Here is a 19,979-nt window from a genome sequence, read left to right as displayed (position 1 = left end):
CCGTCCGCAACGGACCCCCATCTCTGACCCCAACCTACGAGCCGAGATGACCAGCACCGCACTTCACAGCGAGGTACCACCCTCGAACCCCCCGGCCGCGGCCCAGCCGCCCACGCTCCGTTCCCGTTTCTCGCCCCGCCTGCCCAGCCCGTGGTGGCTGGGGTGGCTGGGCGCCCTCGTCGTCGCGGGCTTCGCGGGGGCGCTGAGGTTCTTCAACCTCGGCCAGCCCGACCGCATCTACTTCGACGAGACCTACTACGCCACGGACGCCCACGCCCTCTGGGAGTTCGGGTACGAGCACGACGCGCTGGACCACTCCGACGACCTGCTGAGCCAGGGGGACTCGAACATCTGGACCGGCGGGGGCGACTTCATCGTCCATCCGCCGGTCGGCAAGTGGATGATCGCGCTCGGCGACTGGCTGTACTCGATCATGCCGTTCGGCTCGGCCGTGACCCCCGAGGGCTGGCGGGTGGCCTCGGCCGTGGCCGGGGTCCTCTCGGTGCTCATCCTGGTACGGCTCGCCACCCGGATGACCCGCTCCGTGCTGCTCGGCTGCACGGCCGGGCTCATCATGGCGATGGACGGCCTGCACTTCACGCTCAGCCGCATCGCCATGGTGGACATCTTCCTCACCCTGTGGATCCTGGCCGGGTTCGCGTGCCTGGTGATCGACCGGGACCGCACGAGGGAGCGGCTGGCACGGCTCGCCGAGGCCGGGGCCGACGTCACCGCGGTGGGCTGGCTCGGTATGCGCTGGTGGCGCCTGGCTGCGGGGCTGTGCTTCGGTCTGGCGATCGGCACCAAGTGGTCCGCCCTGTTCTTCGTGGCCGCCTTCGGCCTGCTCACCGTCGCCTGGGACTACGGGGCCCGGCGCAGCGCGGGTCAGCGTCGTCCGCTGGGCCGGTGGTTCGGCTTCGACGCCGTCCCCGCGTTCGTGCAGACCGTGGTGGTGGCGGGCGTCGTCTACCTCGTCTCGTGGTCGGGCTGGCTCCTCACCCGGGGCGGCTACAACCGGGACTTCGCCGAGGGCCTGGTCCCCGGCTGGATTCCGGGGTTCCTGCGCTCGCCGCTGGAGGCCCTGTGGAGCCTGTGGGACTACCACGGCCGCATGATGAACTTCCACTCCAACCTGAGCAGCGACCACTCCTACATCTCGGCGCCGTGGGAGTGGCTGGTCATGCGCACCCCGGTGCTGTTCCACTACAACGGCCAGGCCGTGGGGTGCGACACCGGGAACTGCGTGACCTCGGTGGTCTCCATCGGTACCCCGGTCGTCTGGTGGCTCAGCATCATCGCCGTGACCGTGATGTTCGGCTGGTGGATCACCTTCCGTGACTGGCGCGCGGGCGCGGTGCTGCTCGCGGTCGCCGCGGGCTGGCTTCCGTGGTTCGCCTACCCCGAACGCCCCATGTTCCTGTTCTACGCGCTGCCGATCCTGCCCTTCCTGGTGCTGGCGATCGTGCTCGCGCTGGGACTGGTGATGGGCGCTGGCGAGGACAGCCCCCGGTTCACCCCGTACCTACGGGCGCTGGGCGGGGTGGTCTTCGGTGTGGTGGTCCTGCTGATCATCGCCCACTTCACCTATCTGTATCCGGTGTTGTCCGCCTATCCGATACCTGAGGAGACCTGGCGCGACCGGCTCTGGTTCGACGTGTGGGTCTACGGCAGGGACGCTTCCTGACACACTCCGGGGAACGGTGAAAACCGTTCCCCGGAACACATCTCCATTAGTGGCAGAAGGGCAGGAAAGCAACAGTTTCGAGTTGCCGAAAGAGGACACTCCGGAATCGCGGATTCGCGCCGGAAAAGTCTCGGCAAAGCCCCACTCCCCCTGGTACTGTCTGCAACTGGTTGCTGTTGTTGTTTCCATGGATGCCCGAGGCGCCTCGCGGAACTGCACGTGGGCGCTCGTCGATTCGGGATTACCGTTCGTCGGTTGGCGCCCGGCGACCCGGGACCAGCAGGGTGCGGTCCCGCCGTAGTCCCCAAGGGAGAGCACATGGCTCAGGGCACCGTGAAGTGGTTCAACTCTGAGAAGGGTTTCGGGTTCATCGCCGTCGAGGGTGGTCAGCCCGACGTGTTCGTGCACTACTCGGCGATCGCGGGTACCGGCTTCCGGAACCTGGAAGAGGATCAGAAGGTCGAGTTCGACATCATCCAGGGCCCGAAGGGCCCGCAGGCGGCGGACGTTCGCGCGGTCTGACCGTCACACGTGCGTCTTCCCAGCCCTCCGCTCGTCGAGCGGGGGGCTGGACCGCATTCGGGCGGCGGACCGGGGGCTTCCCCGGGTGGTCGGAGGGCCGCGCCGCGCCGATCCCCAACAAGGGGGTACGCGGTTACCCAAGCCCGGCGATACCGGTTAACCTGCTTGAAGCCGGTCGGTACACCAGGAGCGAGGACTGAACATGTTCGGCATCAGTGGGGCAGAGTTCGTCATCCTCCTGCTGATCGCGCTGCTGATCTTCGGCCCCGACCAGCTCCCCAAGGCCGCCCAGCAGGTCGGCCGGGTCCTGCGCCAGCTCCGCACCATGGCCAACTCCGCCTCCAACGACATCAAGGAGGGGCTCGGCCCGGAGTACAAGGACTTCGACGTCCAGGACCTCAATCCCAAGCGCTTCATCCAGAAGCACTTCTGGGAGGAAGAGGAGGAGGCGGAGCGCAGGCCCGCCTCCCAGCTCAACGGCAAGCGCCCGCCCTTCGACGACGAGGCCACGTAGCGCTCCTGCCGTCGGCCCCTCAGCCGACCAGCATCAGGAAGAACGATCCCAGGGCGAGCAGCACCACCCCCCCGATGATGATCGCGGGCGATCCCAGGACCACGATCAGCACCTCCGCCGTCACCGCGCCGCCCAGCGCCGCGGCGATCCACGGCCACCGGGGGCGGGGCGCCCAGTCGTGACGGCGCTCGCGGGCCGTCGCGACCAGGAACGCCAGCCCGATCAGGAGCCAGAAGCCCAGGTGGGCGGCGATGCGCAGACCCGGATCGACGTAGTCGGCCATACCGCCGACGATCATGACGTAGAAGACGGTGCCGGTGGCCAGGCGCCAGAATCCCCGGCTCCGTTCCACCGGGATGACCTTGCTCCTGGCCGGGGTCGTACGCCGGAACCGTTCGGCTGCGACCGGTGGTTCGTGCTCCCCCGGTCTCGGTTCCGGCCGGGGTGCGGCGCGGCGCGGCGCCTGCTCGGATTCGGTGGGGCGGACGTACCCGCCCTGCGGTTCTGGTTCCTCTGGCTGCTGGTATCCGCCTGGGTACTGGGGGGAGTCGGACACGGAGGTTCCGCCCCTTCACGGTCGATCCGGACCTGACTGTCCTGTTGTCGTACCGGGCTCCTACCCGTTGCGGTCGGGGGTCAAATCCCCCCTCCCGGTGGCGGTCCCCCGCGAAGCCGCCCCTGCGCTCCGTGAACGCGCCCGTTCCGGGCACGCGAAAGGGGCCCGCCGACGACGTCGGACAGACCCCCCTACACGTGAGTTCCCAGGAGAACGTTCAGCGTGTGCTGGTTACCACCAGCTCCAGCCGTTGCTCTTGCGAGAGGCCTTCGCGTGCATGGTCATGGCATCCACCTTTCCATCGATGTCTCCGGCCCATCCCGCAACCAAGATGTCCCATCCGGACGGGCTTCACAAGACCCATGCTCGAATATTCGTCATTCCGTGGTCAGCCCTCGACCGAAGATTGCAGCAGTGGCACAGGAAAGCCCACTGAAGTCACTGTCGTCGCAGTTCAGGCGAGTTCCCTTTGCCCCATGCCAAACAGACCCTCCCCGATGACCTGCAAAGACAAGACCGGCGCGGGGCAAAATCCCCGAGGGCGAACATAACAGAGTGTGATGGTATCGCTATTGTGGTTTGGGCGCTGGGAAACCGCACAATCGGCGGCGCCGGTTCGGGTCCCGTCGTGGTGACGCGGACCAGTAGGGGGACAAGCCAGAAGAAACCGCCACAGACCATGGCTTCTTGGGCGTATCACCAGAAGACGGACGATCACGCTTCGTATCGGAGGTGGAACGCGCCTCCCCCTGGAAGACGGTCCCGCCGCAGGAGCCGAAGCCGGTTTTCGGCCAATCACTAACGGCAGTATTCTCCGCCGAAAACGCCGTGAACGGCTCCCCCTTCCACACCGGGACGGGGAAGCCGTTCACGACCGGAAAGGCGGGGGGCTCAGCCGATCGCCAGGCCACCCACGATGAGCGCGACACCCGCGGCGACCAGGCCGATCACCAGACTCGCCGCTCCCAACGGGATGAGGACCCTCAGCCGGTTGGGGGCCTGGGGATCGCGGCCGACCACCGACAGGAAGAACCCGGCGGGCATCAGGACGGCGGCCAGGAGAACCAGGTCACCGAGGAGCCGCCCCCAGTCCGGGACGGTGGGCTGGTCCAGCAGGAGTCGGACGACCAGGCCGAGGATCACCAGGACCCCGGCGTGCGCGTGCCCCGCGCGGAAGTAGGAGCGCTGGAGTTCGTTGGCGGGGAAGGCACCGTTGACCACCCGGAGCATGAACGTGCCCCCGTAGGCGATGCCGACCACGGTGAGCAGGACGGCGCCGGACGTGATGAGCGCTGCGGCGGACATGGGTCACTCCTGTGCTGGTGAGGGGGGTCGCCCCGAGGGGCCGAAGAGGAGCCCGGCGCTACGTCGGGTGATGGTGAGCAGATCGGTGTCCCCCAGCAGGGCCCGCACGCCGGAGCTGTCGAGGTTTCCGGTGAGCGCCAGGGTGGCGATGCCGTGCACGATCGACCAGCCCGCCACCACCCCGGCGGCCGGGTCGTCCACCCGGTTCCCCTCGTCGGACACCGAGGCCACACCGGAGCGCAGTTCGTCGAAGGCGGCGCCCCGGGCGGCGGCGAGCGCGGGGTCGGCCTCGTCGAGCAGGGTCGGCGCGAACATCACTTGGAAGTGCGCCGGGCGCTCCGTGGCGAAGCGGACGTACTCGACCCCGGACTCCAGGAATCCGCCGCCCGCTTCCCTGTTGACGGCCAATCGGTCGGCCAGCTCGGCGAAGCCCTCGGTGGCCAGGGCGTTGAGAATGCCCTCCCTGCTGCCGAAGTGGTACCGCGGGGCCGTGTGGCTCACTCCGAGGTCGGCCGCGAGTGATCGCAGGCTGAAGGCGTAGGGGCCCTCCCGTTCGATGACCTCCGCCGCCCGCGCGAGCACTGCGGCCCGCAGGTTCCCATGGTGGTATCCGTCTGCCATGCAGCAGACTATACAACGGAAAGTTTCCACTGGATAGATCCGGTCGCACCGAGATCCGCGCTCCCCGACCCATAGGACATCCGGGACCACCGAGGTACCCTGGGACGCACACCGGTCCACCCGCTTCAGGGGATAGACACTTCGCCGGTGACACTCGGGGCTCCGGTCCGGACGACCGCCCGCCACAGGGAACAGCAGCATCCGTCCGGCACGGCCAGGGACACGTCGAAGGGCCCGGTTCGCTGAACCGGGCCCTTCGACGTGTCTCGCGGTCGTCGTGCCCCTTGAGGAAAGGCAGAACAACCCCGCGAGGAGGCCAGAGGCCCCCGAGCAAGGTCGTTTCAGAGCCCCCGGGGGGGGAAGGGGGTCGTCCCCCTTGGGGAAAGACGAAACGACCCGGCAAGGAGGCCAGAGGCCCCCGAGCAGGGTCGTTTCAGAGTGAAGTGGAGCTATGGGGATTTGAACCCCAGACCCCCTCGATGCGAACGAGGTGCGCTACCGGACTGCGCCATAGCCCCTGAAGACGTTTGAAAGACTATCAGGAGATTGCGTGTGGTCCGAACCGGACCTTCTGGCTCAGTCTCCGGCGGCCCGCAGTCGGGCGTCCGCGTACTGGTCGTAGACGTGGCTGCGACGCTCGATGAAGGCGATGATCTCGGCCTCGCGCTCGGCCTCGCGGGCCTGCTCCACCTCGGCTCGGCGAGCCCTCAGGGCCGCCCGGCGGCGCGCCCTGACCGCCGCCTCGCGGCGCTCGGCGTCGGCCTTGGCGGCCTCGCGCAGCAGGGCCATGTGCCCGAAGAGCAGCAGGACCGGCGGGGCGATCACCCACCAGGGACCCAGACCGAAGGCGACCGCGATGATCGTGCCGACGTTCAGCAGGGTGAGGACGGTGGTCCGTCGGCGCCGGCGCGCGATGACGCGGGACCGGGGCTCGTGCCCGACACGCGTGCGTACCTCGGCGGCCGGTCGACTCCGCTCCGGAACCTCCCCCACGGCGCCCTGGTCGCCACTGAGGACGGGACGGTGGATCACCTGGGTCTCGGTCAGGTCCGGGTCCGCCTCGTCGTCTGAGGCGTCCTCAGCGCGCTGCTCGAAGTACTCGTCGGCCTCGGTCGCCTCGACGTCCTCGTCCTCGCGGCGGGTGTCCTCGTGGACGGAGTCCACCGAGTCCTTCCGCAGCAGCATCGGGACGAGGACGATGAGCCAGACCACCACGATGGCCAGGTACAGAGGAGAGCTGCTCATCACCCCTCCTCACGATGACGGCCACTGAACGTTGGTCGACACTTCGTCGACACCGCCGCGCGTGTGGCTGGACGTACTCCCGGAAGTAGAGACGTCCTCCGGCTGGACTTCGTTCCTGGCCCTCGTCGGACCGGGATCGATTCCCGTGCGCCATATCCACGCGTTGCCCGCATCGTCAATGCGTCTATGTTCCGCACGGTACGACCCCGTGTCCATAAATGCGCCACATTCCGACCGGAGTGTCGCAAGATTGTGGACCCTCAGTTTCGGTCGTCACACCCTCCCGAACGAAAGAGCAGGTCAGGCGATGACTGCGGAGCGCAGTGCCAATTCAACGCAAAGTAATGAATCATTGTGCTTAAAGAGGGGTTTAAGATCCGGACGCATCCGTGATCGTGCCATGTTCAGTTCGATCCCGGGTACGGACTCGCCGGATCCCACGGATCGTCGACACCGTTCGGGCCCTGTGGCCCCAATGCGGAACCGGGGCCGGAACTCCCCTCCTCTGGCGGACCGGAAGGAGCCCCGTCGTACCAGCGGCGCAGCGCTCCCCGGGGTACCTCCTCCGCCGTGAGCGCGTAGCAGATGTGGTCCCTCCAGGCTCCGTCGATGTGGAGCTGACGTCTGCGCACCCCCTCGTCACGGAATCCCAGCTTGGTGACCACTCGTCGGCTGGCGCGGTTCTCGGGACGGATATTGGCCTCGATCCGGTGGAGTCCGACGGTGAAGAAGGAGTGGTCGACGGCCAGGGCGACGGCGGTCGGGGTGATCCCCCGCCCAGCGTAGGCACTGTCGACCCAGTAGCCGACCTGCGCCGATCTGGCCGAGCCCCACACGATGGCGCCCACTGTGAGCTGTCCCACGAAGCGGCCCTCGTAGGTGATGGACCACGGCATCGACAAGCCCAGCCTGGCTTCGCGGCGGATGGCCTGGAGCATGGCCACGTAAGGCGTCAGCCCGGTGGTGCGGAGCGGCATCTCGGGATAGGTGGGCTCCCAGGGACGCAGCCACTCTGCGTTGCGCGCCCGGGTGTCCCGGAGAAGGGGGGCGTCGCGAAGGCGCAGAGGGCGAAGCGCGATCGGCCCTTCGTGAAGGGTGACGGGCCACCCCTGTCTGCGGTTCACGTCCGTCCTTCCGAGCCCTCCGGACCGCCCTGCGCGGTCGTGCCACCGGCCCTCGGCGCTCGCGGAGCTCCCGGTGTCGGTGACGCCTTCCAGTATTCCACTCCGCGGGCGTGAGGTGGCGGGCGTCACCCTCACTGCACGAGAATCGGATGTTTCCAAACTCCATTCACTCCAGCACCGAAAACCGGAGGGGGGTCAAGCAATTCTCCGCTCCCGGAATGCCCCGGATGTGATTCCGGTCATTGTCGGGTGTCATTCGGGCCGAGGATGGTCTCCACCCCGGAGCTGGTCGATCGCGTGGCCCAGAACCGGCTCCAGGACGTCCATCCCGTCGCGCACGCCGCCTCGGGAACCGGGCAGATTCACCACGACCGCGCGGTGTCCGGAACGTTCCGCGATCCCGGCCAGGCCCCGCGAGAGGATCGCCGTGGGCACACCCTTCTCCCGACCAGCCGCTCTGAGGGCCTCCGCGATCCCGGGGATCTCCCGTGTCAGGAGCGGGCGCGTCGCCTCCGGGGTGAGGTCCTGCGGCGTGAGCCCGGTACCCCCGGTGGTCAGGACGGCGTCCACGCCCTCGTCCAGGGCCCGCTCGATCGCCTCGGCGACGGGCGCGCCGTCAGCAACCACCCACGGCCCGACGACCGCGCAGCCCATGGCCCGGAGCCGTTCGACGATCACCGGCCCGGAGCGGTCCGGGTAGACCCCGGACGCCGCGCGATTGGAGGCGGTCACCACCGCGACCCGGTGCACGGCGTCACTCACCGCGCCTCCAGTGGCCCTTCTTCCCGCCGGTCTTCTCCTCGACCCGCACCCGGGTCACCTCGGCCTCCGGGTCGATCGCCTTGACCATGTCGACCAGGCCGAGCGCGGCGGTCATCACGCAGGTGAGCGCCTCCATCTCGACGCCGGTGCGGTCTGCGGTGCGCACCGTGGCGCTGACGTCCACCCCGTCGTCCGTCACCGTCAGGTCAACGTCCACGCCGTGCACGGCGATCGGGTGGCACAGCGGAACGAGGTCCGGGGTGCGCTTGGCCCCCTGGATACCGGCGATCCGGGCGACGGCGAGGGCGTCACCCTTGGGGACCCCTCCGCCACGCAGGGCCGCGACCGTCTCCGGGTTGAGCAGGACCCTGCCGGTGGCCGTGGCCGTACGGGCGCTGACGGACTTGGCGGAGACGTCCACCATGCGCGCCGAGCCGGACTCGTCGAGGTGCGTGAGGCCGGAGGGGTGCGCCTCCGGGCGTGGGGTGTCGGTCATCGCTGTGGAGCCACTCATCGTCTGGTACGGAACACGCGGCAGCCCGGAACGGTCAGCCACGGGGACGCGCGGCGCGTGTCCCAGGACGACGGTACTCCTCCGCGGGGACAGCCGGACCGTTGCTCAGGGCTCCGGCAGGACCAGGACCTCCACCATCTCACCGGCGGCCAGCTCGGTGACCTCCTCAGGGACGATCAGGAGTCCGTTGGCCCCGGCCAGCGCGGACAGCTGGTGGGAGCCCTGGCGCACCGCCGGAGCGACCGCGGGCACCGGGTCCGGCGCGATGGGGTCGGACAGCACCGCGCGCAGGTAGGAGCGGCGGTCCCGGGGCGATCCGACCGGGTTGGCCAGGCGCGCCCGCACGCTCGGCAGGGGGTTCGGGGGCAGACCCCGCAGCCTGCGCAGGACCGGCCGAACGAACAGGTGGAACGACACGAAGGCGCTCACCGGGTTGCCCGGGAGGGTGATGATCGGAGTGTCGTCCGGTCCGATCGTGCCGAACCCCTGGGGTTTGCCGGGCTGCATCGCCACCTGGGTGAACTCCACGGTGCCCTTGGTGGAGAGCACCTCCTTCACCACGTCGTAGGCGCCCATGCTCACACCGCCGGTGGTGACCACCACGTCGGCGCGGACCAGGAGGTCCTCCAACGTGTCCCAGACGGTGACCGGGTCGTCGCCGACGAAGCCGTGGCGGTACACCTCGCAGCCCTCGTCCCGGGCGGCGGCGGCCAGCATGTAGCTGTTGGACTCGTAGATCTGCCCCGGACCGAGGGGGCGGCCCGGCTCGACCAGCTCCTCACCGGTGGAGAGCACCACCACGCGCGGCCGAGGGCGGACCGGCACTGAGCGGCACCCGACCGCCGCGAGGACACCCATCTCCCCCGCACCGACGCGAACCCCGGCGCTCAGCACCGTCGCGCCCTCCATCACGTCCTCACCCCGGCGCCTTACGAAACCCCCCGCCTGCGCGGGGCGGTGGATCGCCACATCCACGGTGCCGCCGTCGGTCCACTCCACCGGGACCACGGAGTCGGCCCCCTCGGGTAGGGGGGCGCCGGTCATGATGCGGGCGCACAGTCCGGGCCGGATCGCGGCGGGGTCCGCGTCACCCGCCGGGATGTCGGCCACCACCGGCAGCCGGACGGGGCGGTCGGCGGTGGCCTCGGCCAGGTCGGCGGCGTGCACGGCGTAGCCGTCCATCGAGGAGTTGTCGAAGCCCGGCAGGGACACCGGGGAGACGACCGGTTCGGCGAGCACGGTCCCGTGCGCCTGGAGCAGGTCCAGCTCGGTCGGTTCGGGCACCGCGACCAGCCCCAGAAGGTCGGAGATGTGCTGTTCGACGCTCTTCATGAGGTCCTTCCGGGTCGTGGACGCGCTGTGAGGGCCTCCCCCGTCACAGGGGGAGGCCCCGGTCCCATTGTGACGACCTCCGGAGCCGACGTCCCGGACCCGGTGCCCCCGGGTCAGCCCCGGAGCTTCTCCTGGCGGTCCAGGAACTCCCTCAGCCAGGGCAGGAGCTCGTCCGCCAGGTCCGGGCGGCCGCAGGCGAACTCGACCACGGTGCGGATGTACTCGGCCTTGTTCCCGGTGTCGTAGCGGTTCCCGCGCAGCAGCACGCCGTGCACACCGCCGCCCTTCTCGGGGCTGGTCCTGGCCAGCTCCTTCAGGGCGTCGGTCAGCTGGATCTCGCCACCGCGCCCGGGCGGGGTGTCGTGCAGTACGGGAAAGACCGCCGGGTCGCACACGTAGCGGCCGATGATCGCCCAACGGCTGGGCGCCTGCTCGCGCGAGGGCTTCTCAACCAGGTCGGTGACGGTGACGACGTCGTCCTCGTCGGTGGTCTCCACCGCCGCGCAGCCGTAGAGGGAGACCTGTTCGGGCTCCACCTCCATGAGCGCGACGACACTGCCGCCGTGGCTCTGACGGACCTCGATCATGCGGCGGAGCAGGTCGGCCGACTCGATGAGGTCGTCGCCCAGGAGCACCGCGAAGGGGTTGTCGCCCACGTGGGCCTGCGCGCACAGCACGGCGTGTCCCAGCCCCCGGGGCTCACCCTGGCGGACGTAGTGGACCTGGGCGAGGTCGCTGGACTCGCGGACCGAGCGGAGCTTGTCCTCCTCCCCCTTGGCGGCGAGCGCCTCCTCGAGTTCGTAGGCGCGGTCGAAGTGGTCCTCAATGGAGCGTTTGCTGCGCCCGGTGATCATGAGGACGTCGCCGAGCCCGGCTTCGACGGCCTCCTCCACGACGTACTGGATCGCGGGTTTGTCCACGATCGGCAGCATCTCCTTGGGAGTGGCCTTGGTGGCGGGCAGGAAGCGGGTGCCCAGGCCCGCGGCCGGAACGACCGCCTTGGTCACGGCGGCGTCGGTGCGGGATCGCTTCTGGTCGGTGTCGGCGCTCATGAACGGCACTTTAGGACAGACAACCCGCGTTACGTGGACCGATGACTTCCCGTGGCCGAGAAGTCCCCGTCGTTTCGGGCGAAGTCGTGGAAACCGCAACCGCGTGTTCACCCCTCGGAGGAAATCGGGGTCCGGTGCCACACTGGGCCCATGGGTGCCTCGAACGACCACGACCGGACCGCCAAGCGCGCGCTGCGCGCGCGCCTGCTCGCCGCGCGGCGGGAGAGGGGCGCGGCGGAGCGCGACCGTGTGGCTTCCGCGGTCCGCGACACGTTGATGGGGCTCCGCTGGCTGGCCATGGGCGGGACGGTGGCCTGTTACTACTCCGTGGGCGGCGAACCCGGCACGCGCGGTCTGGTCGACGCGCTGTGGAAGCGGGGCACGTACGTGCTGCTACCGATCTTCCTGCCCGACGGGACCCTCGACTGGGCGGCCTACGAGGGCCCGGACGGCCTCGAACCGGCCGGCCACGGCCTGGTGGAGCCGACCGGGCACCGGTACGGCCCCGAGGTGCTCGGCCGCGCGGACGCGGTGGTCTGCCCGGCCGTGGCGGTGGACCGGCGCGGGACGCGGATGGGGCGCGGCGCGGGTTGCTACGACCGCGCGCTGCCCCACAGGGGCCCGCGCACCCCGGCGATCGCCGTGGTCCATGACGAGGAGTTCGTGGACGCGCTGCCCGTGGAGGAGCACGACCGGCCGGTGGACGCGGTCGTGACCCCGGGCGGCGGGCTCCACGTGTTCGACCCGAACGCGGCGGCCTGGCCAGGAGGGAACCCGGACGGCCGGGCGGTGTGAGTCTGGCCGGGACCCCGGGGGCACCGCTCTCGGGAGGCTCCGGGGATTAAGGCACCGGGTCGCGGCGTTATGGCTGGCGGTCGTGTCCCGCACCCACCCCGAACACGAGCACCCCGTGCGGCCCCCGACCGGGTACGGCCCGACCCTGGGGACGCCCGGCGCCGCAGGGGGAGGGGTTGTCGCGGCTGTGGTCGGCGAACGCGTACTATTTAGCAGTCAACGGGTGTGAGTGCCAGCAAGGAGGACCCGGAACAGTGCCTACGTACCAGTACGCGTGCACCGAGTGTGACGCCCAGATGGAGGTCGTGCAGAGCTTCAGCGACGACTCGCTGACGGTCTGCCCCGAGTGCGAGGGGCGCCTGCGCAAGGTGTACTCCGCGGTCGGCATCGTCTTCAAGGGTTCGGGCTTCTACCGCACCGACAGCGGCAAGTCCACCACGAACAGCTCCGCCCTGACCGGTTCCAACACCGCTGAGGGCGGCACCGAGGGCAACGGCGGCAAGTCCGGCGACGCCGCCAAGCCCTCCTCCGACTCCGGCTCCACCGCCACCCCCGCCGCCTCCACCCCCAGCACGGGCGGCGGCGACAAGTCGACCAGCAAGAGCACCAGCGGCAGCACCGCCGCGACCAGCAGCTGAGCCACCGCACCGTTGACCGTGGCCGCGCCGCCGAGACCCCTCGGCGGCGCTTCTGTTGTCTGCCGGGCCCCGTGTGACGGGCCCCGGGGTGGGAATCCGCCCTGTGGACAACCCTCCGGGGCCGCCTCTCCCGGCCTAGCGTTGGAGGTATGAGCACCTCCCCTCCCGCGTTCCGGCTCCGGCGCGGCCCGCTCCGCCTGCTCGACCGCCACCGCCGTACCGTCGCCGCCGTCCTGACCGCGCTGGCCGTGGTGTGCGCGGTCCTCGTCCTGCGGCCCCCGCCCCAACCCCGGGCGGAGGTGCTCGTCGCCGCGCGGGACCTCGACGCCTCCGCGCCCCTGTCCGAGGAGGACCTCACGCCCCTGGTCCTGACGGAGAGCTCCGTACCGGACGGGGCGCTCTCGCCCGGGGACCGGGCGGCCGGGCTCTCGCTGAACGCACCCGTGCGCCGGGGCGAGGTGCTGACCGACGCCCGCCTGAGCGACCCGCCCGCGCTCCCCTACGGGGCGGACATGGTCGCCGTGCCGGTGCGGGTGGCCGACCCGGGGGCCGTCGGTCTGCTGTCCCCAGGCAGCCGAGTGGACGTGCTGGCCGCGACGGGCGCGGACGACTTCGGCGGGCCGCCCACCAGACCCGGGCCCGCCGTCGAGGTGGTCGGTGACCGGCCCGTTCTCGCCGTGCCCTCTGAGGAGGGTCCGAGCGGGGAGGGCGGTGCGCTGGTCCTGATCGCCGCGACCAGCGAGGAAGCCCGGGCCCTGGCCGGGCACGCGACCTCTTCGCGGCTGTCTGTGACGATTCGCGGTTGACCGATGACCAGGGGTGGTGAAAGCTGTCCGGGCGCCACTTCGGGCGCGTCCCCATCAATCACGAACACGTAGGGCAGTTCCATGGAAGGCTTCAAGAAGTTCCTGCTCCAGGGAAACCTGGTGCAGCTGGCGGTCGCGGTCGTCATCGGCTCCGTCTTCGCCGGACTCATCTCGGCGTTCACCGAAGGGTTCATCACCCCGCTCCTGGGGATCTTCGGCGGGGTCCCGACCTTCGCGGACCTCTACTTCGAGGTCAACGGCAGCCAGTTCATGTACGGCGCCTTCGTCGACGCCATGATCTCGTTCCTGATGACCGCGGCGGTCCTGTACTTCTTCGTGGTCCTGCCCATGGGCAAGCTGATGGAGAAGTTCATCAAGGCCGAGGAGGCCACCACCCGCGAGTGCCCCCACTGCTTCTCGGAGATCAACAAGAAGGCCAGCAAGTGCGCCCACTGCACCAGTGAGGTCACGCCCGAGACCGTCTCCTAGGGCACCGAGGGGTGTCTCGGCGCCCGTCCCGACACAACGGGCCCGACACACGGGAGGGCGGCCCCACGGGGCCGCCCTCCGGGCGCTTGGCGCCGGTTGGAACCGGCCGCGGATCGGGCTGACCTAGCCCTCGTACTCCCAGTGCCAGGGCTCGAAGGGACTGGACTTCGCCCAGGCCGGGTGGATCCAGTTGTACTTGGCCCCGTGCTCCTCCATCCAGTTCCACCGTTCCGAACGGAAGTTCTGGATGCCGCAGCCGAGGTCGATCGCCTGTCCCAGACCGTGGTTACTGGTACCGGGCACGGCGGCGAACCCGGGCGGCTCCTGGGCGTAGACGCGGTGCTGGTTGGGCAGGTCGCGGTACGCGCTGGTGATGCAGATGTTCTCGCCGAACTCCTCGACGTACTCCACGTTCAGCTGGAGGAACTCCACCGCGGCGTCGGCCCTCAGGAACTTGTCGTCGTAGAGCGAGCAGAGGGCCTCCTGCGGGAGCAGCCCGTTGGGGTAGCCACCCGCGTTCGAGGCCGCGCTCGCGTCGCAGTCGGCGGCCGCCATGTAGGCCTCCGGGTCCAGGCCCCGGGACTCCAGCTCGTCGGTGAGCTCGGTCATGCTCGACTCGGACTGTTCGCGCAGGGAGTCCACCTCGGCGGAGAGCTCGGCCTGTTCGAGCTGTGTGAAGGTCTGGAGCTCCTGGGCCTCCCCGGCCAGCCCCACCTGCTCCTCGCGCAGGTCGGTGGCGTCCTGGATGAGCGCCTGGTTGTCCTCGGACAGCTTGGCCGCGTAGGACTGCGTCTGGAGGTCGTCGTCGAGGTCCCCCGCCGCGAGGATGCCGATGACACCGGCGTCGGGCTGCTGGTACATGGTGCTGGCCAGCCGCGCGAGCGGTTCGCGCATCTCGTTGAGGTCGCCCTCGATCTGCTGGAGTTCGTGGAGGGTGGAGATCAGGTCCTCCTGCGCCTCCTCCAGGGCGTCCTGGCGCTCGACGTACTCGTCGGTCGCCTCCTCCAGGGCGTCGGCGGAGGACTCCGCGCGCTCACGGAGGTCCTCCAGGCTCGCTTCGGCTGGCGGGGCGACTGTCACGGACCCGGGCACGACGAACAGGGACGTGACCAGCATGAGTGTCAGCGCCTGCGCGATCCGGACCCGGTGGTGTGCCCCCAGGGTGGTCAGCACCCCGTTACCCGGTACGCGGGACCTACGCCGCGCCGACTCGGAAGTGAACGGCACGAATGATCCTCCGGCTGCTTTTTCCTCGAACACCTACTCGTGGCCGCAAGGCAACGTACTACATGTCCACATGCGGACACACTGGACCGTACGGCCCGACGGCCGAACCCGTGGACGGTTGCTCGCCGTCCTTCCGGCCGTCTCGCGCGGCCTCTGGAAGAAGGCCTGGTCGTCGGGGTGCCGTGACCTGGCGCACCCGCCCGCCCAGAGTGACCGAAGGGCGGTGGCGGCTCGCATCACGACACGCGAAATGAACAACATCACACCGCAACCAGGACAACCAATCGTAGGTCAGCGTACTGTGCCGCGCACGCAGAGTGCCTCGGCCCCACCGCCCCAACACCAATCGGCACCCCACGCACACCCATCCTGGGTTAGGCTTGGCCCCGTGGCCGGGTAACGTCCGGCTCTGGCATCACCCATGGCTCCATAGCTCAGGGGATAGAGCACCGCTCTCCTAAAGCGGGTGTCGCAGGTTCGAATCCTGCTGGGGCCGCATCAACGAAGGGGCTTCCCTCTCGGTCGAGAGGAGAGCCCCTTCGTCTTTTCCCCCGCCAGGAATCCGTCCCATCCCCGTCAAGACGTCACAAGTTCTCGCGCGCCCCTCCCCCGTGCGGCGAAAAAGTTGACCGCACCGTCCGTGTCGGGGGACGGTCCCCGCACCCTTGCGAGTCATCATGGGCAGGGAACGACCAGGTCGGAGGCGTGCACACGCACGGACGGGGGTGGCCGGATGGCGGACGGGGACCGGGACGACATGACCGAACTCGGGGACGACGCCAAGGGGCGCCAGCGTGGAGGATCGCCCTCGGCGATCTCCGGGGCGCTGAAGAAGGACCCCCAGCCCGGCCCGCAGCACTGGGGCGGCCCGAGGCCCCGCAGGGCGGATCCGGACCGGTTCTTCCCCAGGAAGTTCCCCCGACTGTCCCCGAAGGACCTCTGAACCGCTCCCGACGACCGGGCCCGCGTGCAGGGGTTCGGGCTCACAGGAAGCCGCGCCAGGGCGCCAGGACGATCTCGCTGAACTTGGCGGCGATCGGGCGCCCGCGCCACTCCTCCTCGGTCAGTTCGCGGGCGTTGGTGAGATCCGTCTCGAAGACCTTCTCCAGGTGCCGGGCCACGCTCTCATCGAAGATCTCGACGTTGATCTCGTAGTTGCCGGTGAGGCTGAGGCGGTCCACGTTGGCCGTGCCGATCGTGCTCCACCTGCCGTCCACCGTCGCGGTCTTGGCGTGCACCATGGCGTCCTCGTACAGCCAGAGCCGCACCCCGCCCCGGAGCAGCTCTGAGTACCGGCCGCGCGCCATCCAGTCGGCGACCACGTGGTTGGAGTTCTCCGGCACGAGCACGTTGACGTCCACGCCCCGTCCGGCCGCCTCGATCAGGACGTTGGCCAGCTCGCGGTCCGGGATGAAGTAGGCCTGCGTGAAGATCACCCGCTCCTTGGCGCGGTCCACCGCCTCCAGGAACATCGCCCGGATCGGGTAGATGAGGAGTTCGGGCACGTTGCGGTGGACGCGCATGCGCGAATCCCACTCCGCGTCGCCCAGACCCCGCAACTCGGGCTGGTCCGCGCGCCGGTTGGTGTTCCAGAAGTCCGCGAAGGCGTTCTCCAGCTCCCACACGACCGGGCCGACGACCCGGAGGTGGGTGTCACGCCACTCGATGGCGTAGGTGGAGCCCACGTTGAAGCCGCCGACGAAGCCCGTCTCCCCGTCCACTGTGAGGATCTTGCGGTGGTCGCGGCCGGACTTGCGCACGTTGAGCAGGAGCACGCCGGGGCGGAAGGCCGGGTAGCGCATGACCCGCACCGAGGGCGGGAAGCGGAAGAAGGAACGCGGGACCACGAGGTTGGCGAAGCCGTCGTAGATGACGTAGACCTCGACACCGCGCTCGGCCGCCTCGATCAGCGCCGCCTTGAACTCCTGCCCCACCGCGTCGGACTTGAAGATGAAGGACTCGAACAGGACGCGGTGGCGGGCGCCCCGGATCGCGGAGAGCATGTCCTCGAACAGGTCCTCGCCGTAGGTGTAGACCGTGGCGGTGGTCTCCCCGACCGGCACCGAGGCGGGGTCGGTGCGGGGGAAGTTGGCCCGGTGCGGCCGCACCCTCTTGCGCCACTGGTCGATCCCGACGAGGGTCGCGACCACGGCGACCTGGGTGGCCAACAGCCCCAGCAGCCCCCGTTTGACCCAGGTCGTGATGGTCGAGCGTCTCAGCATGCGGTCGCCTCCCGAACAGGCCGTCCGCCGTGCCCCCGGAACGGCGGCCACCCCGGCACCAAGGTGGAGCACCACCGTAACCCGGTGTCCACCCCGGTTCCGGACACGAACCGCGTATCGGGGCGATCTCGGCGCCGGGGCCCGCGACCGCGACGAACAGGACTTCGCCGAACGGAACCCCCGCCGAGCGAGACGGGGCCCGGGCGGGACCGAGCACGCGACGGCTCCCCGCCCCCACCTCGTCGAGGACGGGGGCCGCGTACCCCCGGTACCGACCGGCTTCCCGGTCGGACCTCAGGAACGCGCCGAAACCGGCGCGCGTGACCCCCGAACCGCCTCGGCGTCAGGTGTCCTCGCGCCGCCGGAGCACGAGGAGCTCGGTGGTGGGGCTCTCCCTGCGTCCGCGCACGAGCCTGCGGTCCACGCGGTACAGCAGGGCCCCGGCGAGCCAGCCCGTCGGGGCGGTGACGGTGGCGGCCCGCAGGACCCCGCCCCAGACCTTGCGCCACGGCAGTGCGGCGTCGACCTGCGCGTTCATCAGCATCAGCATGGGTACCCGGCGCACGATGTCGAACCCGGCCTTGTCCGCCAGCGACGCGATCGTCTCCAGCGTCCGGTTGACCTGGTGCTCTCCGCGCTGTTCGGGGCGCTGGAGACAGTTCTCGGAGATCACGAGGGTGCCGCCGGGACGCACGACCCGGCCGAGGGACCGGAAGGCCGCCGCGTACCGGTCGTCGTCGGTGATGTGGAAGAGCACGTCCATGCAGGAGGCGGCGTCGAAGCTGGCGTCCTCGAAGGCGTCCAGCTCGGACACGTCCTGGCGAACGAAGCGGTGGTTCGGGAAGCGACCGCTCAGGCGTTCGACGGCGGCGTCGGTCATGTCGCAGCCGGTGACGTCACCGGCGCCCAGGCGCTCCCACTGGCTCACGTAGAACCCCGTGCCGCTGCCCGCGTCGAGCACACTGGCGCCCTTGAGCCCCAGCTGGCCGACCTCGCGGAGGAAGACCTCCTCGCGAACCCGGTACATCCAGGTGTTGAAGGGACGTCCGAGGGCTCGGTAGCCGACGCCGCTCTCGGTCCAGTCGCCTTCGAGCCGGTGTTCCCAGAAGTCACGGAGTTCACTGTGCGTAGCCATGCGACCACTTTCACACTGCCGCCCCGCGTTGTCCTGCCGCACCGCCGTACCGGCCGGTATCCCGCGACCCGGATACGCCGATCCGCCGGGATCGGGTGTTCACCCCTGTGGACAAGTCCGGAAGTGCCCACGTGAGCTGCTAAGAAAGAGGAAACCATCCGCTTCGGGACGTATCCGGACTTCGCCCGGATACCCGGCGTTCCGCTCCGAGCGGGTGTGCGACCCCGGTCTGTCACCCTCCGCTGCTAGAACATGTGGCACACCCCTTGGCCAGGACGGAAGGCTCCCCTCCATGATCCGCGAACACCTCACTGACCACGCCGGACTCCCCGTGGTCGAGTTCCTCGACCGGGGGGAGAACGAGTACCACCTCCACCACTCCGGCCACGGGCGCCCCCGGGACGGGGAGAAGCCGCTGGCCCCCTCCAGGCAGCACGTGCTCATGGAGGAGGCCGGGAAGGACCCCGGCTCCGTGTCGTGGCGGCTGCGGCTCACCAGCTACTCCGAGGAGTTCGTGCCCTACCTGGCCCGGTTCGTCGAGGAGGTGGACACCTCCCGGGTGAGGGCGCTGGTGATCGGCGACTGGGGATTCGAGGACGGCAGCGACATCTCCTCCCGCGAGCTGCGGGACGCCCTCATCGGGCACGCTGACGCCTTCCCCGCCCTGCGCTCCCTGTTCGTCGGCGACGTCACCTTCGAGGAGAACGAGATCTCCTGGATCCAGCAGTGCGACCTCGCTCCCCTTCTGGAGGCCTATCCCCTGCTGGAGGACCTGACCGTCCGGGGCGTCGGCGACACCCACAGCGGCGGGGACACGCTCTCCCTTGCGGTCGGCGGGCACGCCCGCCTACGCTCGCTCACCGTCCAGAGCGGCGGCCTGCCCGGCCGAGTGGCGCGCGAGATCGTCTCCGCCGAACTGCCCGCGCTGGAGCGACTGGAGCTGTGGCTGGGTGTGGGGAACTACGGCGGCGACACCACGGTCGAGGACCTGGCGCCCCTGCTGCACGGGGCTGCCCTGCCCGCACTCCGTCACCTGGGCCTGCGCAACTCCCAGCGCACGGGCAGCTGGCTGAGGGCCCTGGCGGAGGCACCGGTCACCGCTCACCTGACCTCGGCGGACCTGTCGCTGGGCACCCTGCGCGACAGCGACGTGGAGCACCTGCTGGCATCGGTACCGGTCTTCGCCCACCTGGAGAGCCTGGACCTGCACCACCACTACCTGAGTGAGGACGACGCCGAACGCGTGCGGGCGGCGTTCACGGAGGCCGGGGTGCGCGTCGACCTCTCCGACGGCCCCCGGAAGCCCCCGAGCGGGTCCGACGACGCGGACGACCTCCACTACTACCCGGCCGTGGGCGAGTGAGCCCGGCCGCATCGCGCGGCACCTCACCGAGCCCCGGTCCGGCCCCCAAGACCCCCACGACCCGACCCCCAAG

The 19,979-nt window shown here is 69.9% G+C and carries 21 protein-coding genes and 2 tRNA genes; 10 read left to right on the top strand and 13 right to left on the bottom strand.

The genetic code is table 11. The features are described from left to right. Positions 1-46 precede the first annotated feature (46 nt). From ADX84_RS07675 to ADX84_RS07665, 3 genes are all read left to right on the top strand, one after another. Positions 47-1,684, top strand: a complete 1,638-nt coding sequence (locus ADX84_RS07675; RefSeq protein ID WP_049569685.1) for a dolichyl-phosphate-mannose--protein mannosyltransferase — start codon at positions 47-49, stop codon at positions 1,682-1,684. Between the two features lie 318 nt (positions 1,685-2,002). Beyond that, a complete protein-coding gene (locus ADX84_RS07670) occupies positions 2,003-2,206 on the top strand; it encodes a cold-shock protein (RefSeq protein WP_017543917.1) in 204 nt (67 codons plus the stop codon). Between the two features lie 202 nt (positions 2,207-2,408). Next, positions 2,409-2,720 carry a sec-independent translocase gene (locus tag ADX84_RS07665; protein WP_017543918.1) on the top strand — a complete coding sequence of 104 codons (312 nt, stop codon included), beginning with the start codon at positions 2,409-2,411 and terminating at the stop codon, positions 2,718-2,720. A 19-nt stretch (positions 2,721-2,739) separates the two neighbouring features. On the opposite strand, the gene ADX84_RS07660 is transcribed toward ADX84_RS07665, so the two are convergent. The 10 genes from ADX84_RS07660 to galU all read right to left on the bottom strand — a co-directional run bounded on the left by ADX84_RS07660 (position 2,740) and on the right by galU (position 11,231). Continuing rightward, positions 2,740-3,276, bottom strand: coding sequence for a hypothetical protein (locus ADX84_RS07660; protein ID WP_049569681.1), 537 nt, complete (start codon positions 3,274-3,276; stop codon positions 2,740-2,742). Between the two features lie 891 nt (positions 3,277-4,167). Beyond that, positions 4,168-4,581, bottom strand: coding sequence for a hypothetical protein (locus ADX84_RS07655; RefSeq protein ID WP_049569677.1), 414 nt, complete (start codon positions 4,579-4,581; stop codon positions 4,168-4,170). Positions 4,582-4,584: 3 nt separating this feature from the next. After that, positions 4,585-5,202 (bottom strand): TetR/AcrR family transcriptional regulator, encoded by a 618-nt coding sequence (locus tag ADX84_RS07650; RefSeq protein ID WP_049569674.1) that lies wholly within the window; start codon positions 5,200-5,202, stop codon positions 4,585-4,587. A 444-nt stretch (positions 5,203-5,646) separates the two neighbouring features. Then, positions 5,647-5,720, bottom strand: a tRNA-Ala gene (locus ADX84_RS07645). A gap of 58 nt (positions 5,721-5,778) precedes the next feature. Continuing rightward, a complete protein-coding gene (locus ADX84_RS07640; protein WP_049569671.1) occupies positions 5,779-6,447 on the bottom strand; it encodes a hypothetical protein in 669 nt (222 codons plus the stop codon). A gap of 404 nt (positions 6,448-6,851) precedes the next feature. Further along, positions 6,852-7,571 (bottom strand): GNAT family N-acetyltransferase, encoded by a 720-nt coding sequence (locus tag ADX84_RS07635; protein ID WP_049569668.1) that lies wholly within the window; start codon positions 7,569-7,571, stop codon positions 6,852-6,854. Between the two features lie 252 nt (positions 7,572-7,823). Further along, positions 7,824-8,333 (bottom strand): molybdenum cofactor biosynthesis protein B, encoded by a 510-nt coding sequence (locus ADX84_RS07630; RefSeq protein ID WP_199776505.1) that lies wholly within the window; start codon positions 8,331-8,333, stop codon positions 7,824-7,826. Further along, positions 8,326-8,829 (bottom strand): cyclic pyranopterin monophosphate synthase MoaC, encoded by a 504-nt coding sequence (moaC, locus tag ADX84_RS07625; RefSeq protein WP_049569665.1) that lies wholly within the window; start codon positions 8,827-8,829, stop codon positions 8,326-8,328. The genes ADX84_RS07630 and moaC overlap by 8 nt, the downstream gene beginning before the upstream one ends. Before the next feature lie 123 nt (positions 8,830-8,952). Beyond that, complete coding sequence (gene glp, locus ADX84_RS07620; protein WP_049569662.1) at positions 8,953-10,179, bottom strand: gephyrin-like molybdotransferase Glp; 1,227 nt, start codon at positions 10,177-10,179, stop codon at positions 8,953-8,955. A 113-nt stretch (positions 10,180-10,292) separates the two neighbouring features. After that, positions 10,293-11,231 (bottom strand): UTP--glucose-1-phosphate uridylyltransferase GalU, encoded by a 939-nt coding sequence (galU, locus tag ADX84_RS07615; RefSeq protein ID WP_049569658.1) that lies wholly within the window; start codon positions 11,229-11,231, stop codon positions 10,293-10,295. A gap of 150 nt (positions 11,232-11,381) precedes the next feature. Here galU and ADX84_RS07610 point away from each other — a divergent pair, with 150 nt between their 5' ends. From ADX84_RS07610 to ADX84_RS07595, 4 genes are all read left to right on the top strand, one after another. Then, a complete protein-coding gene (locus ADX84_RS07610; protein ID WP_049569653.1) occupies positions 11,382-12,026 on the top strand; it encodes a 5-formyltetrahydrofolate cyclo-ligase in 645 nt (214 codons plus the stop codon). Between the two features lie 254 nt (positions 12,027-12,280). Further along, the gene (locus tag ADX84_RS07605) at positions 12,281-12,664 is read left to right on the top strand and encodes an FmdB family zinc ribbon protein (RefSeq protein ID WP_049569650.1); all 384 of its coding nucleotides are present in this window, start codon (positions 12,281-12,283) and stop codon (positions 12,662-12,664) included. A 149-nt stretch (positions 12,665-12,813) separates the two neighbouring features. Further along, positions 12,814-13,470 (top strand): SAF domain-containing protein, encoded by a 657-nt coding sequence (locus ADX84_RS07600; protein WP_049569646.1) that lies wholly within the window; start codon positions 12,814-12,816, stop codon positions 13,468-13,470. A gap of 81 nt (positions 13,471-13,551) precedes the next feature. After that, positions 13,552-13,959, top strand: a complete 408-nt coding sequence (locus ADX84_RS07595; protein WP_049569641.1) for an MscL family protein — start codon at positions 13,552-13,554, stop codon at positions 13,957-13,959. Positions 13,960-14,082: 123 nt separating this feature from the next. Here the strand turns inward: ADX84_RS07595 and ADX84_RS07590 are convergent, their stop codons facing one another. Then, the gene (locus ADX84_RS07590; RefSeq protein WP_049569637.1) at positions 14,083-15,186 is read right to left on the bottom strand and encodes a M15 family metallopeptidase; all 1,104 of its coding nucleotides are present in this window, start codon (positions 15,184-15,186) and stop codon (positions 14,083-14,085) included. Between the two features lie 423 nt (positions 15,187-15,609). Here ADX84_RS07590 and ADX84_RS07585 point away from each other — a divergent pair. After that, positions 15,610-15,682, top strand: a tRNA-Arg gene (locus ADX84_RS07585). Between the two features lie 237 nt (positions 15,683-15,919). Continuing rightward, positions 15,920-16,129 (top strand): hypothetical protein, encoded by a 210-nt coding sequence (locus ADX84_RS07580; protein WP_017543933.1) that lies wholly within the window; start codon positions 15,920-15,922, stop codon positions 16,127-16,129. Between the two features lie 40 nt (positions 16,130-16,169). On the opposite strand, the gene ADX84_RS07575 is transcribed toward ADX84_RS07580, so the two are convergent. Together ADX84_RS07575 and ADX84_RS07570 are read right to left on the bottom strand one after the other, a co-directional pair. Then, positions 16,170-17,408 (bottom strand): phosphatidylserine/phosphatidylglycerophosphate/cardiolipin synthase family protein, encoded by a 1,239-nt coding sequence (locus ADX84_RS07575; protein WP_049569632.1) that lies wholly within the window; start codon positions 17,406-17,408, stop codon positions 16,170-16,172. A gap of 343 nt (positions 17,409-17,751) precedes the next feature. Continuing rightward, entirely contained in the window at positions 17,752-18,543 is a 792-nt protein-coding gene (locus ADX84_RS07570; RefSeq protein ID WP_049569629.1) for a bifunctional 2-polyprenyl-6-hydroxyphenol methylase/3-demethylubiquinol 3-O-methyltransferase UbiG, read from the bottom strand. 292 nt (positions 18,544-18,835) lie between these two features. Between ADX84_RS07570 and ADX84_RS07565 the strand changes: the two genes are divergently transcribed. Then, complete coding sequence (locus tag ADX84_RS07565) at positions 18,836-19,906, top strand: STM4015 family protein (protein ID WP_049569623.1); 1,071 nt, start codon at positions 18,836-18,838, stop codon at positions 19,904-19,906. The last annotated feature ends 73 nt before the right edge of the window (positions 19,907-19,979 follow it).

This window comes from Nocardiopsis sp. SBT366, from assembly GCF_001083815.1.
Classification (GTDB): Bacteria; Actinomycetota; Actinomycetes; order Streptosporangiales; family Streptosporangiaceae; genus Nocardiopsis; species Nocardiopsis prasina.
This window is presented reverse-complemented; position numbering and strand designations above follow the sequence as displayed.

Bases quoted from the DNA above. Each gene is read 5' to 3' on its own strand.
- ADX84_RS07675 (WP_049569685.1), top strand. From the start codon at position 47: ATGACCAGCACCGCACTTCACAGCGAGGTACCACCCTCGAACCCCCCG.
- ADX84_RS07670 (WP_017543917.1), top strand. From the start codon at position 2,003: ATGGCTCAGGGCACCGTGAAGTGGTTCAACTCTGAGAAGGGTTTCGGG.
- ADX84_RS07665 (WP_017543918.1), top strand. From the start codon at position 2,409: ATGTTCGGCATCAGTGGGGCAGAGTTCGTCATCCTCCTGCTGATCGCG.
- ADX84_RS07655 (WP_049569677.1), bottom strand. From the start codon at position 4,581: ATGTCCGCCGCAGCGCTCATCACGTCCGGCGCCGTCCTGCTCACCGTG.
- ADX84_RS07650 (WP_049569674.1), bottom strand. From the start codon at position 5,202: ATGGCAGACGGATACCACCATGGGAACCTGCGGGCCGCAGTGCTCGCG.
- ADX84_RS07640 (WP_049569671.1), bottom strand. From the start codon at position 6,447: ATGAGCAGCTCTCCTCTGTACCTGGCCATCGTGGTGGTCTGGCTCATC.
- moaC (WP_049569665.1), bottom strand. From the start codon at position 8,829: ATGACCGACACCCCACGCCCGGAGGCGCACCCCTCCGGCCTCACGCAC.
- glp (WP_049569662.1), bottom strand. From the start codon at position 10,179: ATGAAGAGCGTCGAACAGCACATCTCCGACCTTCTGGGGCTGGTCGCG.
- galU (WP_049569658.1), bottom strand. From the start codon at position 11,231: ATGAGCGCCGACACCGACCAGAAGCGATCCCGCACCGACGCCGCCGTG.
- ADX84_RS07610 (WP_049569653.1), top strand. From the start codon at position 11,382: ATGGGTGCCTCGAACGACCACGACCGGACCGCCAAGCGCGCGCTGCGC.
- ADX84_RS07600 (WP_049569646.1), top strand. From the start codon at position 12,814: ATGAGCACCTCCCCTCCCGCGTTCCGGCTCCGGCGCGGCCCGCTCCGC.
- ADX84_RS07595 (WP_049569641.1), top strand. From the start codon at position 13,552: ATGGAAGGCTTCAAGAAGTTCCTGCTCCAGGGAAACCTGGTGCAGCTG.
- ADX84_RS07580 (WP_017543933.1), top strand. From the start codon at position 15,920: ATGGCGGACGGGGACCGGGACGACATGACCGAACTCGGGGACGACGCC.
- ADX84_RS07575 (WP_049569632.1), bottom strand. From the start codon at position 17,408: ATGCTGAGACGCTCGACCATCACGACCTGGGTCAAACGGGGGCTGCTG.
- ADX84_RS07570 (WP_049569629.1), bottom strand. From the start codon at position 18,543: ATGGCTACGCACAGTGAACTCCGTGACTTCTGGGAACACCGGCTCGAA.
- ADX84_RS07565 (WP_049569623.1), top strand. From the start codon at position 18,836: ATGATCCGCGAACACCTCACTGACCACGCCGGACTCCCCGTGGTCGAG.